16 protein-coding genes are annotated in these 15,835 nt (G+C 70.6%); 7 read left to right on the top strand and 9 right to left on the bottom strand.

All coding sequences use genetic code 11. The features are described from left to right. Window positions 1-4: 4 nt before the first annotated feature. From DJ010_RS18430 to ileS, 3 genes are read right to left on the bottom strand one after another with little or no spacing between them, the layout of a single operon-like run. Window positions 5-313 (bottom strand): AzlD domain-containing protein, encoded by a 309-nt coding sequence (locus DJ010_RS18430; RefSeq protein WP_109696471.1) that lies wholly within the window; start codon window positions 311-313, stop codon window positions 5-7. Further along, a complete protein-coding gene (locus DJ010_RS18425; RefSeq protein WP_109696469.1) occupies window positions 310-1,005 on the bottom strand; it encodes an AzlC family ABC transporter permease in 696 nt (231 codons plus the stop codon). Before DJ010_RS18425 ends, DJ010_RS18430 begins: the two co-directional genes overlap by 4 nt. Continuing rightward, a complete protein-coding gene (ileS, locus tag DJ010_RS18420; RefSeq protein WP_109696636.1) occupies window positions 1,005-4,238 on the bottom strand; it encodes an isoleucine--tRNA ligase in 3,234 nt (1,077 codons plus the stop codon). Before ileS ends, DJ010_RS18425 begins: the two co-directional genes overlap by 1 nt. Before the next feature lie 283 nt (window positions 4,239-4,521). Between ileS and dapD the strand changes: the two genes are divergently transcribed. The 5 genes from dapD (at window position 4,522) to DJ010_RS18395 (ending at window position 9,544) form a co-directional block, all read left to right on the top strand. Then, the gene (gene dapD / locus DJ010_RS18415) at window positions 4,522-5,460 is read left to right on the top strand and encodes a 2,3,4,5-tetrahydropyridine-2,6-dicarboxylate N-succinyltransferase (protein ID WP_109696467.1); all 939 of its coding nucleotides are present in this window, start codon (window positions 4,522-4,524) and stop codon (window positions 5,458-5,460) included. Between the two features lie 54 nt (window positions 5,461-5,514). After that, window positions 5,515-6,471, top strand: coding sequence for a VldE C-terminal domain-containing protein (locus tag DJ010_RS18410; RefSeq protein WP_109696465.1), 957 nt, complete (start codon window positions 5,515-5,517; stop codon window positions 6,469-6,471). 111 nt (window positions 6,472-6,582) lie between these two features. Next, window positions 6,583-6,960, top strand: coding sequence for a hypothetical protein (locus DJ010_RS18405; RefSeq protein WP_109696464.1), 378 nt, complete (start codon window positions 6,583-6,585; stop codon window positions 6,958-6,960). A gap of 144 nt (window positions 6,961-7,104) precedes the next feature. Then, window positions 7,105-7,476, top strand: coding sequence for a hypothetical protein (locus DJ010_RS18400; protein ID WP_146207397.1), 372 nt, complete (start codon window positions 7,105-7,107; stop codon window positions 7,474-7,476). A gap of 610 nt (window positions 7,477-8,086) precedes the next feature. After that, on the top strand, window positions 8,087-9,544 hold the full coding sequence (locus tag DJ010_RS18395; RefSeq protein WP_109696460.1) for an HNH endonuclease signature motif containing protein: 1,458 nt from the start codon (window positions 8,087-8,089) through the stop codon (window positions 9,542-9,544). Here DJ010_RS18395 and DJ010_RS18390 read toward each other — a convergent pair. Then, on the bottom strand, window positions 9,541-9,897 hold the full coding sequence (locus DJ010_RS18390) for a hypothetical protein (RefSeq protein WP_146207396.1): 357 nt from the start codon (window positions 9,895-9,897) through the stop codon (window positions 9,541-9,543). The genes DJ010_RS18395 and DJ010_RS18390 overlap by 4 nt on opposite strands. Before the next feature lie 144 nt (window positions 9,898-10,041). Beyond that, window positions 10,042-10,596 (bottom strand): GNAT family N-acetyltransferase, encoded by a 555-nt coding sequence (locus tag DJ010_RS18385; RefSeq protein WP_109696456.1) that lies wholly within the window; start codon window positions 10,594-10,596, stop codon window positions 10,042-10,044. 124 nt (window positions 10,597-10,720) lie between these two features. Between DJ010_RS18385 and DJ010_RS18380 the strand changes: the two genes are divergently transcribed. Continuing rightward, entirely contained in the window at window positions 10,721-11,533 is an 813-nt protein-coding gene (locus DJ010_RS18380) for an ABC-2 transporter permease (protein ID WP_109696454.1), read from the top strand. A gap of 8 nt (window positions 11,534-11,541) precedes the next feature. Here DJ010_RS18380 and DJ010_RS18375 read toward each other — a convergent pair whose 3' ends face one another. From DJ010_RS18375 to fdxA, 3 genes are read right to left on the bottom strand one after another with little or no spacing between them, the layout of a single operon-like run. Beyond that, window positions 11,542-12,357, bottom strand: a complete 816-nt coding sequence (locus DJ010_RS18375; protein WP_109696453.1) for a CE1 family esterase — start codon at window positions 12,355-12,357, stop codon at window positions 11,542-11,544. Between the two features lie 17 nt (window positions 12,358-12,374). Continuing rightward, window positions 12,375-13,490 carry a succinyldiaminopimelate transaminase gene (gene dapC, locus DJ010_RS18370; RefSeq protein WP_211318869.1) on the bottom strand — a complete coding sequence of 372 codons (1,116 nt, stop codon included), beginning with the start codon at window positions 13,488-13,490 and terminating at the stop codon, window positions 12,375-12,377. 8 nt (window positions 13,491-13,498) lie between these two features. After that, complete coding sequence (gene fdxA, locus DJ010_RS18365; protein WP_109696445.1) at window positions 13,499-13,825, bottom strand: ferredoxin; 327 nt, start codon at window positions 13,823-13,825, stop codon at window positions 13,499-13,501. 75 nt (window positions 13,826-13,900) lie between these two features. Between fdxA and DJ010_RS18360 the strand changes: the two genes are divergently transcribed. Further along, window positions 13,901-14,824 (top strand): GNAT family N-acetyltransferase, encoded by a 924-nt coding sequence (locus tag DJ010_RS18360; RefSeq protein ID WP_146207395.1) that lies wholly within the window; start codon window positions 13,901-13,903, stop codon window positions 14,822-14,824. Between the two features lie 15 nt (window positions 14,825-14,839). Here the strand turns inward: DJ010_RS18360 and DJ010_RS18355 are convergent, their stop codons facing one another. Continuing rightward, window positions 14,840-15,835: a glycine betaine ABC transporter substrate-binding protein gene (locus tag DJ010_RS18355; RefSeq protein WP_245927689.1), complete on the bottom strand. Its 996-nt coding sequence runs from the start codon at window positions 15,833-15,835 to the stop codon at window positions 14,840-14,842.

Below are 15,835 nucleotides of genomic sequence, written 5' to 3'. Positions count from 1 at the left end.
GCCCTCATCCAACCAGCCGGGCCAGCGCGGCGACGGCCGCTGCCCCGAACACGACGACGAGGAACGGCGCGCGCACGACCAGCAGGACGACGGCGGCACCGAGGGCCAGCACCCGCGCGTCCACGGTCAGCGACCGGCCGTCGGCCAGCACCTGCACGGCGACCAGCGCTGCCAGCAGGCCGACCGGGATCAGCGCGGCCACCCGCTCGGCCACAGGGTGCTCGACCAGGGCCCGCGGCACCGACAGCCCGGCCACCTTGAGCGCGTAGCAGCCGGCGGCTGCGGCCAGCACGCCCACCCAGAGCGCGCTCACGGCGCCTCCTCCGCCGTCCGGGGTCCGGTCAGCAGCATTCCGACCACGACGGCCACCGTGCCGCCGAGGATCACCGGCACGCCGGCGGCCGTCAGCGGCACCAGGCCGACCGCGGCTCCGGCGCCGACGACCGCGACCAGGCGCTGCGGCCACGCGGTGAGCCGCGGCCACAGCAGCGCGAGGAACGCCGCACCGACCGCGGCGTCCAGGCCGTAGGCGCGAGGGTCGCCGAGCGCCTCCCCGGCCACCGCGCCCACCAGCGTCATCAGGTTCCAGAGCACGAAGATCGTCACACCGGTGACGCGGAACGCCAGCCGCGTCCGCCGGGCGTCCGGCTGCCCGAGACCCATCGCGGTCGACTCGTCGATCACGAGGTGGGCCGTCAGCAGTCGGCGCCAGCCGTGCACCTGCAGCCGCGGCGACAACGCCACGCCGTAGAAGGCGTTGCGGCTGCCGAGCAGCACCGCGGTCGCCGTACCGGCCAACGGCGCACCGCCCGCCGCGACGACGCCGACGAACGCGAACTGCGAGGCGCCGGTGAACACCAGCAGCGACAGCACACAGGCCTGCCACACGTCGAGGCCGGAGGCGGTCGCGACCGCACCGAACGACACCCCGTAGGCGCCCGTTGCGATGCCGACGCCGAGCGAGTCGACGACGACCTTCCGGTCGCCGTTGTCGGTAGGAAGCATCAGGCGCGGGCGACCGCCAGCGACGCCTGCTCGCCCTCGCCCACCGTCACGGTGCCGCCGTCGGCCTCCACGACGGAGTACGACGTCGCGAGGGTCTCGTTGGCGATCAGCGACTCGTGCGTCCGCGCGGCCGCCTGCACGGCCGCACCGCCGCCGATCGTCAGCGCGATCCGGTCGGTCACCTCGAGGCCGGCGTCGCGGCGGGCCTGCTGGACCGCGCGCACCAGGTCGCGCGCGAGTCCCTCCTCGGCCAGCTCGGGGGTGACCGCGGTGTCGAGCACGACGAACCCACCACCGGGCAGCATGCCGGTCGCCGTGTCGTCCGACGCGTCGCCGACGACGGTCTCCAGCGTGTACTCGCCCTCGAGCAGCGCCAGCCCGCCGGCGACGACCGACCCGTCCTCGGCCACGGACCAGTCGCCCGACTTCGACGCCTTGATCGCGGTCTGCACGTCCTTGCCGAGCCGCGGACCGGCGGCGCGCGCGTTGACGGTGAGCCGCTGCGAGACGCCGTACGACGCCGCCTCGGACGAGTCCGTCGCGAGCAGCCGCACCCGCTTCACGTTGACCTCGTCGGCGACGATCGAGGTGAACCCCTCGAGCGCCGCCGGGTCGTCGACGACCACCGTGAGGGTCGCGAGCGGCAGCCGGTTGCGCAGCCCGCCGGCCTTCCGCAGCGCGGACGTGGCGGAGCAGATCTCGCGGACCTGGTCCATCGCGGCGACCAGCTCCAGGTCGGCGGGGGCGCCCGGCAGCGCCGCGGCGTCGGGCCAGTCGGTGAGGTGGACCGAACGACCGCCGGTCAGGCCGCGCCAGACCTCCTCGGTCGTCAGCGGCAGCAGCGGCGCGACGGCGCGGCACACGACGTCCAGCACCGCAGCCAGGGTCTCGAAGGCCTCGGCCCGGCCCTCCCAGAACCGCTCGCGGGAGCGGCGGACGTACCAGTTCGTCAGTACGTCGAGGAACCCGCGGGTCGTCTCGCACGCGTCGGCGATCGCGTAGTCGTCGAGCTCTGCGGTCAGCTGCTCGACGTACTGCCTGGTCTTGGCCAGCAGGTAGCGGTCGAGCGGGTCGGTCGAGTCGGTGCGGCCCTGCGCGTCGTAGCTCTCGGCGTTGGCGTAGAGCGAGAAGAAGTACCAGGTGTTCCAGAGCGGGATCATCACCTGGCGCACCGAGTCGCGGATCCCCTGCTCGGTGACGACCAGGTTGCCGCCGCGCAGGATCGGGCTCGCCATCAGGAACCACCGCATCGCGTCCGCACCGTCGCGGTCGAAGACCTCGCGCACGTCCGGGTAGTTGCGCAGCGACTTCGACATCTTGTTGCCGTCGGAGCCGAGCACGATGCCGTGGCTGATGCAGGACGAGAACGCCGGCCGGTCGAACAGCGCGGTCGCCAGGATGTGCAGCGTGTAGAACCAGCCCCGGGTCTGGCCGATGTACTCGACGATGAAGTCGGCCGGGAAGTGCCCCACGGCGGAGCCGTCCTGAGCACCGTCGAACCAGTCTTGGTTCTCGAACGGGTAGTGGACCTGGGCGAAGGACATCGAGCCGGAGTCGAACCACACGTCGAGCACGTCGGCGACCCGGCGCATCGTCGACCTCCCGGTCGGGTCGTCGGGGTTGGGACGGGTCAGCTCGTCCACCCACGGCCGGTGCAGGTCGCGCTCGCCGTCCTTGTTGAGCGGCAGCCGGCCGAAGTCGCGCTCGAGCTCCTCGAACGAGCCGTAGACGTCGATCCGGGGGTACGCCGGGTCGTCGCTCTTCCACACCGGCACCGGGCTGCCCCAGAACCGGTTGCGGGTGATCGACCAGTCGCGGGCGTTCTCCAGCCACTTGCCGAACTGCCCGTGCTTGATGTGCTCGGGCACCCAGCGAATCTGCTCGTTGAGCTCCAGCATCCGCTGCTTGAACTTGGTGACCTCGACGAACCAGGACTCCACGCCCTTGTAGATCAGCGGCTCCCGGCACCGCCAGCAGTGCGGGTAGGAGTGGTTGTAGGTCTCACGCCGCAGCAGCACCGTGCCGGGGGTGACCGCGCCGGTCCGGGTCTTGAGGTGGTCGATGATGTGCAGGTTGGCGTCGAAGACCAGCATGCCGGCGTACTCGTCGACCGGTGCGATGAACCGCCCGTCCTTGCCGACCGGCATCACCGGCTCGATCTTCTCCCGGTCGGTGACCTCCTTGTCGACCTCACCGAACGCGCCTGCGCTGTGCACCAGGCCGGTGCCGTCGGTGGTCGTGACGGCCTCGTCGGCGGGCACCACGCGGAACGCGTTGGCGTGACCCTCGAAGTAGCGGAACGGCGGCGTGTACGACAGGCCCACCAGGTCCGAGCCCTTGCCGCGCCACACGACGTTGGGCTCCTCGCCGAGCTCGCGGGAGTACGCCGAGAGGCGGGCCTCGGCGATGACGTACCGGTCGACGCCGTACTCGTCCACCACGACGTAGTCGATGTCGGAGCCCACCATCACCGCGAGGTTGCTCGGCAGCGTCCACGGGGTCGTCGTCCAGATCAGCAGCTTGGCGCCCTGGAGCTCGCCCTCGCTCGTGATCTCGAAGCCCACGGTGACCGCCGGGTCCTGGCGGTCCTGGTAGACGTCGTCGTCCATCCGCAGCTCGTGGTTGGACAGCGGCGTCTCGTCGTTCCAGCAGTACGGCAGGACGCGGAAGCCTTCGTAGACCAGGCCCTTGTCGTAGAGGCTCTTGAACGCCCAGAGCACCGACTCCATGAACTCCGGGTTCATCGTGCGGTAGTCGTTGTCGAAGTCGACCCAGCGCGCCTGGCGGGTGACGTAGTCGCGCCACTCCCCGGTGTACTTCAGCACCGACGCCCGGCAGGCGTCGTTGAACTTGTCGATGCCCATCTCGACGATCTCGTCGGTCGTCTTGATGCCGTTGAGCCGCATCGCCTCGAGCTCCGCGGGGAGCCCGTGGGTGTCCCACCCGAACCGGCGCTCGACGCGCTTGCCCCGCATGGTCTCGTAGCGCGGCACGATGTCCTTGACGTAGCCGGTCAGCAGGTGGCCGTAGTGCGGCAGCCCGTTGGCGAACGGCGGCCCGTCGTAGAAGACGAACTCGTTGGCGCCGTCGTCCCCGGCGTCGCGCTGCTCGACGCTGGCCCGGAACGTGTCGTCCTCGGCCCAGTAGGCCAGGACCCGCTCCTCGATCTCCGGGAAGCGTGGCGAGGACGGGACGCCTGCGCTGTTGTCGGTGTTGACCTTCGGATAGGTCATGAGTGGCATCTCCTGCGGTGGTTTGTCGTCGTACGAGGACGACTTGCGCCGCGGTACCACCTCGTTTGCGGTCTCGTCGGTCGAGCTCGTCGAGACCACCACTCGTTCTCGGCTGTGACGGGCCTACCCGCCGGGTTCTACTGAGGTCTCGGTGGTTGAGCTTGTCGAAACCCGTTCTTCCCGGGGCTCGCCGCTGATGACGGCTCGAACGCCTGTGGTCACAGCGTACGGCGAGCGCGGGCCCGGCGGGTAATCGGTTGTGCCCCCACTAGAATCACCCCACGTGACTGCTGCTTGGGGATTCGGCCTGACGACGTACGCCTCCGACGACTCGGTGCTCGACACCTGGTTCCCGACCCCCGCGCTCGGCGCGAAGCCGGAGGACGCGGTCGCCTCGGCGGAGCTGGTCGCTCTCGAGGGCAGCGACAAGGTGCGCGCGGTGGAGCTCCAGGTCGGCCTGGTCGAGATCGCCGACCTCGACAGCCCGCCGGCGAGCACGGCCGACGCGTGGCTGCGCCTGCACCTGCTCTCGCACCGGCTGGTCGCTCCGCGCACCATCAACCTGGACGGCATCTTCGGCCACCTCACCAACGTGGTGTGGACCAGCGCCGGGCCCTGCGCCGTCGACGGCTTCGAGCTGACCCGGGCCCGGCTGCGCGCCGCCGGCGAGACCGTCGCGGTGTACGGCGTCGACAAGTTCCCGCGGATGGTCGACTACGTGATGCCCGCCGGCGTCCGCATCGCCGACGCCGACCGGGTGCGGCTCGGTGCCCACCTGGCTCCGGGCACGACCGTGATGCACGAGGGCTTCGTCAACTACAACGCCGGCACGCTGGGCGCCTCGATGGTCGAGGGCCGGATCTCGGCCGGGGTCGTCGTCGGCGACGGCTCGGACGTCGGCGGCGGCGCTTCGATCATGGGCACCCTGTCGGGCGGCGGCAAGGAGGTCATCTCGATCGGCCGGCGCTGCCTCATCGGCGCCAACGCCGGCATCGGCATCTCCCTCGGTGACGACTGCGTGGTCGAGGCCGGTTGCTACGTCACTGCCGGCACCAAGGTGCTGGTCCACCTGCCCGGCGCCGAGCCGCGAGTGATGAAGGCGCGCGACCTGTCGGGGGCCGCCAACGTGCTCTTCCGGCGCAACAGCCAGACCGGTGCGGTCGAGGCGGTGCCGTGGCAGGGCGAGGGCATCGCCCTCAACGCCGCGCTGCACGCGAACTGACGTTGCGGTCGCGCAACCACCTCTCCCGGACACTGAGTGCATGAAGCGGGGAGCATGAAGGGGCGTGCCGCAGTCGTCGTGGTCGGCCTGGTGGCCATCGCGATCGTCGCTGCGGTCGGCGTCGCGATCCTCACCGCCGTCGACCACTTCACCGGGCCCGACGGCGACTGCTCGGCCGCGGTCGGTGGGCACGAGGTCGAGATCTCGGGCGAGCAGGCCGAGAACGCCGCCCTCATCGCCTCGATCGCGATCGAGCGCGGCCTCCCCGCCCGCGCCGTGTCGATCGCCCTCGCCACGGCGTTCCAGGAGTCGAAGCTCACCAACATCGACTACGGCGACCGCGACTCGCTCGGGCTGTTCCAGCAGCGGCCCTCGCAGGGATGGGGCACGGAGGAGCAGATCCTCGACCCGGTGTACTCCACCAACGCCTTCTACGACGCCCTGGTCGAGGTCGACGGCTACGAGGACATGGCGATCACCGAGGCCGCACAGATGGTCCAGCGCTCGGCCTACCCCAGCGCCTACGCGGACCACGAGGAGGACGCCCGCGCGCTCGCCTCGGCGCTGACCGGCTACTCCCCCGCGGCGTTCAGCTGCGACCTCGACGGCGGCGCGCCCTCGGCCGACGAGGAGCTGGTCCCGTCGGGTCTGACCGGCCGGGCGGACGCCGTACGCAAGGACGTCCTCGACCGCTTCGGCAAGCTGGACCTCGGCGGCTTCGCCCCCGGCGGCGTGTCGACGGGTCACATGGAGGGCTCCGCGCACTACGAGGGCCGGGCGGTCGACATCTTCTTCCGGCCGATCAACGACGCCAACCAGACGCGGGGCTGGGCCGTCGCCCACTACCTCGTCGGCAACGCCGCGCGGCTCGACATCCGCACCGTCATCTTCGACGACCGGATCTGGACCGCCGGCCGCGAGGGCTGGCGCGACTACGACCCGCCGAGCCGGTCCGGCGACCGGGCCATCCTCGAGCACCGCGACCACGTCCACGTCGACGTGTTCGAGTAGCCGGAAAAGAAATCTCGGAACTTCTGGAACTTCCGGGGGCCGGGGGTGCATCCACACCCCAGAACCGCGATCAACCCGATCGCACGTCCCCCACACCAGAAGGAAACTCCGATGAACATCATCACCCGTACCGCTGCTGTCTCGTTCCTGGGCCTGGCCTCGGCCGCCGGCGTCATGATCGGCAACGCCGCCACCGCGTCGGCCGCGCCGACGGTCCCCTCCACGGTCACCATCCAGACCGAGGGCACCGACCTGTTCGGCTCGGTCAGCTCGAGCTCGGCCTGCGAGGCCGACCGCAAGGTCGTCGTCTACAAGCAGGTCGGCGCGCGCGGCGGCGGCAACGACATCAACTTCGCCTCCGACACCACCGACGACGACGGCGAGTGGAACACCGGCAACACCGGCACCGAGGGCAAGTTCTACGCCAAGGTCAAGAAGACCAACGTGTGCAAGGCCGACTTCAGCCCCACGATCACCGCCCGCCGCTGATCACCACCTGAGCGTTCTCCCTCGCAGCGAGCGAGACCCCCGATGCCCTCCGGCCTCGGGGGTCTCGTGCGTTTTCCGCCGCGACGGGTCGAGGTCACGATCCAGGACCAGACGTACGGCGGCTTTTGGCGGACCCTGGATCCCATGAACACCCTCACCCGCACCTCCGTCCGCACGCTCGCCGCCGTCGGCAGCCTCGCCCTTCTCGTCCCCGCTGGCGCCGAGGCCGCCGCCCCGGCCGCCTCCACCGTCACCATCGAGGCCGACGGCACCGACCTCTTCGGCGAGGTCGACAGCCCCCGCGACCGCTGCGAGAAGAACCGCGAGGTCGTCGTCTACAAGCAGATCGGCTCGCGTGGCGGCGGCAACGACCGCCGCTTCGCCTCCGACACCACCGACGACGACGGCGACTGGAACACCGGCAACACCGGCACCGAGGGCCGGTTCTACGCCAAGGTGAAGAAGACCGACCGCTGCAAGGCCGACGTCAGCCCCACCATCCGCGCCACCCGCTGACCTTCGCGGTCGTCGAGCACCCCGGCCGTCCGGTCGTCGAGTAGCCCGGCCTGGTCGTCGAGTAGCCCGGCCTGGTCGTCGAGTAGCCCGGCCTGGTCGTCGAGTAGCCCGAGCCGCTAGGCGAGGGCGTATCGAGACGCCGCAAGCTGCCTACGGCCGTCGGGTTGTGAGTTGGTAGCCGCTACAGACGAATTACATGGCCGAGCGCCGTCGTTGGTCACGTGACTGTTCCCCCGAGCCCTGCGCCGGTGACGGGAGGCCTGAGGTACTCGCTGTGCTTGCGGCCGCGTCAGGAGGACAGGTGGTCGCGGTCTGCTTGCGGGTGCGTCGGTCGTCGGTCGTTGGTCGCGAGTAGTCCGAGCCTCCCGGTCGTCGAGTAGCCCTCGCCCGCCGGTCGTCGAGTAACCCTCGTGGTGGTCGTCGAGTAGCCCGAGCCGCTAGGCGAGGGCGTATCGAGACGCCGCAAGCTGCCCGCGACCGTCGGGCCGTGGGTCGTTGCAGAAGCGGTTCGAGCCACCTGTCGTCCACAATCCATGTGCAGGGAACCCCCTGTCCACAGGCGCGTTCCGGCCGCGTCGAACTGTCGGTGGTCCCATGTTGAATACGCCTCATGGAACTCGGGACCGCCCCGCTCTTCGACCTCCCCGCCCCCTTGGGCGCGGTGGCCGTCGAGCCGGTCGCACCCGAAGCCGAGCGGGTCGTGGTGACCCGATCCCAGGAGCTGCTCGCCAGCATCCGTGAGCGCCGCACCGTGATCGTCGACCAGGAGATCGCCGTTCTTCGGGAGATCGCGGAGTGGGCGCTCGAGCACGTCGTCGACGACGAGGCCGACGCCGCCACCCTCACCGAACGCGGCCTGGACACCGGCCTCCCACTCGCCGGCCCCGGCGCACCCCTGATCAGCGACTTCGCCGTCATGGAGCTCAACGCCCTCCTCGGCCGCTCCCTGGACTCCGGCCGCAACTACGTCGGCCAGGTCCTCGAGCTCTCCCACCGCCTCCCCCAGCTGTGGCAGCGGACCCTCGACGGACACGTGCCGGTCTGGAAAGCACTGCGGATCGCCGATCACACCAGGTTGCTGTCCGAGGACGCCGCCGCCTACGTCGACCGGCAGCTCGCCATCAGCGCCCAAGGCTGCACCTGGCCCCAGGTCGACCGCCTCGTCGAAGAAGCCCTCGTCCGGTACGACCCCGCGGCCGCCGAGGAACGCCGCCGCCAGGCGCACGAGCACCGGCACGTGAACACCGGTCTGGATGCGGTCGGGTTCAACGGCACCGCCAACCTCTCCGCCACCCTCGACGCTGCCGACGCCCTCGACCTGGAGAACGCCATCAGCCGCCGCGCGAAGCTGCTGGGTCAGCTCGGCGACGAGGACTCCCTCGACATCCGCCGCTCCAAGGCGCTCGGCGAAATAGCGCGGGAGGACCTGATGCTCGACCTGCACGTCGTCGACCCCGAGACCGGGGAGATCACCCGCACCGTCCCGGGACGGAAGACTGAGCTGGTGCTCCACCTGTCCGCCGACGACACGACCGTCGGCCGGTTCGGCAACACCCAGACCCCGATCTCACCGGAGCAGATCAAGACCTGGCTCGGCCTCCCCGGCACGACGGTCCTCGTCAGGCCAGTCGTGGATCTCGCCGGTCACCAGCCGGTCGACTCCTACGAGACCCCCGACCGCCACCGGCGTCAGGTCACCGAACGCGACCACCACTGCGTCTTCCCCCACTGCACGGTCTCGACAGGCTCGACCATCAGACCAGGACGCTGCGACCTCGACCACCTCGAATCCCACGCCGAGGGCGGCGTCACCTGCCCGTGCAACCTCGCCCCCTTGTGTCGAGGCCACCACCGGATGAAGACCGCCGGCCGAGCGTCCTACCGGATGCTCCACCCCGGCACCTACACCTGGACCCTCGACTCCGGCACCTACCTCGTCGACCCCACCGGCACCCACCCCCTCACCACCCGACCACTAGCTCCCACGCCCCGAACCCCGCCACCACAACACCACCGGCGGGGCCATCGGCATGCCCGGAGTCTCCTTGGGGACGCCCCCGGCCTCTAGTTCTCGGTGATGATCCACGTCTGGCCCTGGCACGGCTCGGTGAACGCATCCACGAACCGCCCGTCGACCGTGGTGGCCGTCAGCGGGATCCATCGGCAGACCCGCTCGGTCATCAATCGCACGGACTCGCCGGCCGCGACCGTCACCGTGGTCCGCTCACCCTCACTCGTCAGCACCAGCTCCTGCGACGTCGCGTTCCTGATGCGCAGCAGCGGAGCAGAGTCGACGACGTCGGCCGCCTCGCTGGCGTCGTCGGCCAGGCCGTTGACCGGATCGTCGGTGACCGAGCCCTGACCCGTGGACGCGCTGGCCGCAGGCGACGACCGGGTCGAGGACTCATCGTCCACGCTCACGTCACACGCGGCGGCCGCGACCACGACCAGCGCCGCACTGAATGTCAGACGCCTTCGAAACACAATGCTGAGCCTAAGGCCGGCGAGTCCACACCGGCCGGTTCGCACACGCCGCAACCGACAGCCGACAGCCGGCGGCGCATTTCACACTCCAGAGCCAAGCACGGCGAACACCATCGCGTCGACGGGGTGCTCGTCGACCCTGAGGAAGTTCCGAAGACGCCCCTCGTGCTCGAACCCAGCGCTTCGTAGGACGGCCTGAGATCGCAGATTCTCGGGCTCCGTCCATGCCTCCAACCGCTGCAAGCCCAGCGCGTTCAGTGCCCAGGGCGACACCAGGCGAACGGCGGCCGTCGCCACGCCCTTGCCGCGTTCACTCGGGACTACCCAGTAGCCAAGTCCCGCGACATGCTGCTGCGGTCTCATCGCGATGGATACCAGGCCGATCGCGCGGTCGTCGCTCACATCGACGATCGCCAGAGACAGTCCCTCACCCCGATCCGCACGGCTCCACTGACGCTGGATGAAGGCGAGTCCTTCGGCCGCCGTGTACGTGGCGGGGACGGTCGTGCCCGCCGGTATGGCTGGGTCCGTCCCTGCAAGTCGAACACAGTCGAGGTCGCCTTCATCCCACTTGCGGAGTCCGATCCGTCCGTCGCACAGCGGAGGATCGGGGTAGCGCAGAGACTCAGGAACCACGACCTGATCGTCTCATCGCCGGCGATCGACGCAGCCGCGCTCAGGGTGGGGCAGGGGTCGGGTACGGGGAGCATGAGGGTCGCCCCCGACGCGCCGTACGCCGCCCTGCCGAGATCGTCAGGCCATGACCACCACGGCCACACCCCACGACGCGACGACAGCAGCCCCGGCTCGGCTACCGATCCACACGATCCCTACTGCTCGGCTGGTCGAGGTCGAGCTGCGCAAGATGTTCGACACCCGGTCGGGCTGGTGGATGCTCATCAGCATCGGCGTCCTCTCGGTCGTCGCCACCGCGGCCGTCATCGTCTTCGCGCCTGACGACTCGGTGACCTACGAGAGCTTCGCGACCGCGATCGGCTTCCCCATGTCGGTGATCCTGCCGATGATCGCGATCCTGGGCGTCACCAGCGAGTGGAGCCAGCGCAGCGGGCTCACGACGTTCGCCCTGGTCCCCCACCGCGGCCGCGTGATCGGAGCCAAGGCGATCGCGACCTTCCTGGTCGGCATCGGCTCGATGGCCGTCGCCTTCGCCGTCGGCGCCCTCGGCAACCTGGCGGGCTCCGCGCTCGCGGGTGTCGATCCTGTCTGGAACATCCCGTTGTCGGAGGTGCCGCAGATCGTCCTCGGCAACCTCGTCGGCATGGCGATCGGCTTCACGCTGGGCGTCGTGCTGCGCAGCTCGGCGGCCGCCATCGTCGGCTACTTCGTGGTGTCCCTCGTCCTCTCGGGGATCCTCGTCCTGCTCGCCGAGGTCCGCGACTGGTTCAGCGACCTGCAGCCGTGGGTCGACTGGAACGCGACCCAGGTCGCGTTGTTCGAGGGCGCGACGGACACGGCCGAGGAATGGGCGATGCTCGCCTCGACCACCGCGATCTGGATCGTGTTGCCGCTCACGGTCGGCCTCCTGTTCCTGCGCCGCTCCGAGGTGAAGTAGCCCGGCGGTTACCTCGCGCCCGACAGCGGGTGGTCCTCGAAGAACTCCCAGACCAGCGGCGTTGCACCTCGTGGCCACTCGTGGCCCATCCGCTGCACGTCGATCACGACGAAGTCTGCCCCGCCGGCACAGCTGCTCGTCGCGCGGCGGGCCGGCCGGTTCCCGAGCCGTTCCCTGGTCACCGTCGGCGGGGCGCACGCAGCCGCTTCCCGCCAGCCCTCGACGAACCCGTCCGACCCGGTGACCGTCTCGTCCGCCAGGCCCTGGATGGCGAGCACCGAGGCGGGACCTTCCGGCGGGACCTCGTAGGGCACCCCGCTCACGGGGGCGAACGCGGCGATCCGGTCGGTGAGCTCCGAGGTGAGCAGGTAGGTCGCCGAGGCGCCTCGGGAGAAGCCGGTGGCGTAGATGCGCTCCGGGTCGATCGGCGCGCGGGCCTCGACGTCGTCGAGCAGGACGGCGACGTCCTCGGCGGCATCGAAGGAATCGGGGTAGGCGACGACGAACCCTTCCTCGTCGGCGAGGTCGTCGAACCCGGTCACCTCGACCATCTCCTCCGGGGTGCCAGGAGCACCGTGCAGGACGAGGACCAGTGGGAAGCCGTCGTCCGAGGCCGGCTCCGGCGGGAGGTGCAGCAGGTAACGCCCTTCGCTCCCGTCCGCCCGAGCCAGCGGGACGATCTCGTTGCCGTCGACCGAGACCGCCTGCGACGTCTCCGGCGCCGTCTGTTCGGTGGCGGACGACGCGGGGTCGTCCTGGTCGTCCTGCCCACCGCAGCCGGCGACGAGCAGCAGGAGGGTCCCGAGCACCGCCAGTCGACGCATGGACCGACGTTAACCCGTCAAGCCAGGGTGGCGAGCCGCTCCGCGGCGGCTGCGACCCGCTCGTCGGTCGCGGTGAAGGCGACCCGCACGTGGTGCGAGCCGGCGCGGCCGTAGAACTCGCCGGGGGCGACGAGGATGCCGAGCTCGGCCAGCTCGGCCACGGTGGCCCAGCAGTCGGGTCCGTCCGGACCGCGGGTGGCCCACAGGTAGAGCGAGGCCTCCGAGTGGTCGATCGTGAAGCCGGCACCCTCGAGGGCGGCGCGGAGCGTGGCCCGGCGGGCGGCGTACCGCGCGTGCTGCTCCTTGCTGTGCTCGTCGTCGTCGAGCACGGCGGCGAGGACGCGCTGCTGGGGGCCCGGCATCTGGAGGCCGAGGTTCTTGCGGACGGCGAGCAGCTCGGCGACCACCGAGCGGTCGCCGGCGACGAACGCGCACCGGTAGCCCGCGAGGTTGGACCGCTTCGACAGCGAGTGGACGGCGAGGATGCCGTCGTGGCTGCCGCCGCAGACGTCCGGGTGGAGGACGGAGTACGCCGGAGCCTCCCAGCTGCACTCGATGTAGCACTCGTCGGAGACGAGCAGCACGCGCCGCTCACGGCACCAGTCGACGACCTTCTTGAGGTGCTCCTTCGGGAGCACTCGGCCGGTGGGGTTGGAGGGCGAGTTCAGCCAGAGCAGGCGCGGGGTCTCGGGGCCGATCGAGGTCAGCGAGTCGGTGGCCATCGTCCGTGCACCCACGAGCGCCGCGCCGACCTCGTAGGTCGGGTAGGCGAGCTGCGGGAAGACGACCAGGTCGCCCGGGCCGACGCCGAGGTGGGTCGGCAGCGAGGCGATCAGCTCCTTGGAGCCGATGACCGGCAGCACCTGGTCGATCTCCAGGCCGGGGACGCCGTGAGCGCGCGCGAACCAGTCGACGACCGCCTGCCGGGCCTCCGGCAGGCCGATCGTCAGCGGGTAGCCCGGGGAGTCGGCCGCAGCGCGCAGTGCAGCCTGGGCGACCTCGGGCGTGGGGTCGACCGGGGTGCCGACGGAGAGGTCGACGATGTCGTCCGGGTGTGCGCGCGCCGTGGCGGCGTACGACGTCAGCTTGTCCCAGGGGAAGTCGGGCAGCCGGCGCGAGACGGGTGGGACCACCGAGGTGATCAGTGGTCCTGGTTCTGCGGCTCGAGCGCCGCGACGAACGGGTGGTCCTTGTCGATCTCACCCATCTTGGCCGCGCCACCCGGCGAGCCGAGGTCGTCGAAGAACCCGACGTTGGCGTCGTAGTAGTCCTTCCACTCCTCCGGGACGTCGTCCTCGTAGAAGATCGCCTCGACCGGGCACACCGGCTCGCAGGCGCCGCAGTCCACGCACTCGTCGGGGTGGATGTAGAGCATCCGCTTGCCCTCGTAGATGCAGTCGACGGGGCACTCGTCGACACAAGCGCGGTCCTTGAGGTCGACGCAGGGCTGGGAGATGACGTAGGTCACCGGTTCCTCCTGAGCTGCAGAGCGGATGCGAACACGAAACATGTTCGTGCCGGCGGCCAGCCTAGTATCCCCGGGGTGACGACGGCGCACGACCCACGTGATTCGGGACACCACCTGCTCGGCCCGCACGTCGTGGGCAAGCGGATCGTGGTCCGCCGGCTGCTCCGTGGCGAGACCGGCCCGTCGGGCGGGCCGGCGATGACCGACCTGCTCGGGATCTGCGTCGCGTGGGGCGAGGGCCGGTGCGTGGTGCAGCCCGAGGACGGCGAACCGGTCGAGATCGCGATCCGTGACATCGTCTCCGGCAAGCCGGTGCCGCCCCGTCCGTCGGTGCGGATGCGGGTCTCCGCGCGGGACGCCGAGCTGCACACCGCGGCACTCTGGGGCTCGGTCGAGTCCACCCCGCTCGGCGAGTGGGTGCTGCGCACCGACACCGCGCCCGTGGGCCGGCTACGGCGTCGCGCCAACTCCTGCCTGGCGATGGGCGACCCCCGCCTGCCGTACGACGAGGCGGCCGCTGCGGTTCGTGCGTTCTACGACGAGCGCGGGCGGCCGTCGTACGTCCAGGTCGAGGTGGGCTCCGAGGCGGAGGCGGCCTTCCGCGACCTCGGCTGGACCCACGACCCCACCGGCGACAGCGAGCTCCGGCTCGCGTCGCTCTCCCAGGTCCGCCGCCGGCTCCCCGGGACCGGCGACCGGGCACACCTCACCGTCGACGGCCCCCGCGCCCTCGTCACCATCGACGACGTCGCCCGCGGCGAGGCCGGCGTCGACGACGACTGGATCGGCGTGCACGGCATCGAGGTCGCCCCAGCCCACCGCCGGCAGGGCCTGGGCACCACCGTCCTCGCCGAGCTGCTCGAGTGGGGTGCCGAGCAGGGCGTGACCACGGTCTGGCTGCACGTCGAGAGCGACAACACCCCCGCCCTGCAGTGGTACGACGCGCTCGCGCTGGCGCCGCACCACGAGTGCCGCTACTTCACGCCGCCGGGGTCGTGAGCCGCTCGGCTGGGATCAGTCCTCGGTCAGGAACCCCTCGTCCACCAGCCAGTCGAAGGCCACGTCGACCGCCTCCTCGCCGTCGACGTCCACCCGCGCGTTGAGCTCGAGCAGCACCTCGTCGGTGAGCGCCTTGGTGACCGGGGCGAACAGGTCCGCGATCTGCGGGTGCTCCTCGATCACCTCCTCGCGCACGACGAGCGACACGTTGTACTTGGGGAAGTACTCCTTGTCGTCCTCCAGCACGAAGAGGTCCAGCGCCTTGATCCGGCCGTCGGTGGTGAAGACCTCGCCGAAGCTGCACTTGCCGGCGTCGGTGGCGCTGTAGATGGCGCCGGTCTGGAAGGTCTCGAGGTTCTCGTCCGGCACGCCGTTCGGCTTGCCCTGCGGGATGCCGTAGGTCTTGAGCATCCCGGGCAGCCCATCGGGTCGGTTGGTGAACTCGGACTCGACGCAGAACGTGCGGTCCTCGACGGGAACGTCCTTGATCTGCGACAGCTTCGTGATGCCGAGCCGCTTCTTCGTCTCCTGGGTCATCGCGAACCCGTAGGTGTTGTTCATCGGCGCCGGCGGCAGCCAGACCAGGTCGTTCTCCTCCAGGTCCCGGTCGCGGACGGCCCGGTACTGCTTCTGCTCGTCCGGGATCGGCTTCGTCTCGCCGAGGTAGGCGATCCACCCGGTGCCGGTGTACTCCCACATCGCGTCGATCTGGCCCTGGAGGTGTGCCTCGCGCGAGGAGGCGCTGCCCGGGATGTTCGTGAGGTCGGTGACGTCGGCGCCGGCCGACGCCAGCAGGCTGATCGCCATCTTGCCGAGCAGGATGCTCTCGGTGAAGTTCTTCGAGCCGATGGTGATGTCCAGACCGTCGAGCGACTCGACGTCGGCCACCGGGCCCGCGAGCGAGCCCGAGAGGACCCGGCCGCCGGCGGTCCCGAGGCCGCACCCGCTGACCGCGACCAGCAGGCAGATCGTCGTCAGCGTCGCGCCGAACGCCGTTCGCAGGTGCCGCAC

It is taken from the genome of Nocardioides silvaticus, assembly GCF_003160695.1.
Taxonomy (GTDB): Bacteria; Actinomycetota; Actinomycetes; order Propionibacteriales; family Nocardioidaceae; genus Nocardioides; species Nocardioides silvaticus.
The sequence above is the reverse complement of the archived record's forward strand: the minus strand, read 5'-3'. Positions and strand labels throughout refer to the sequence as shown.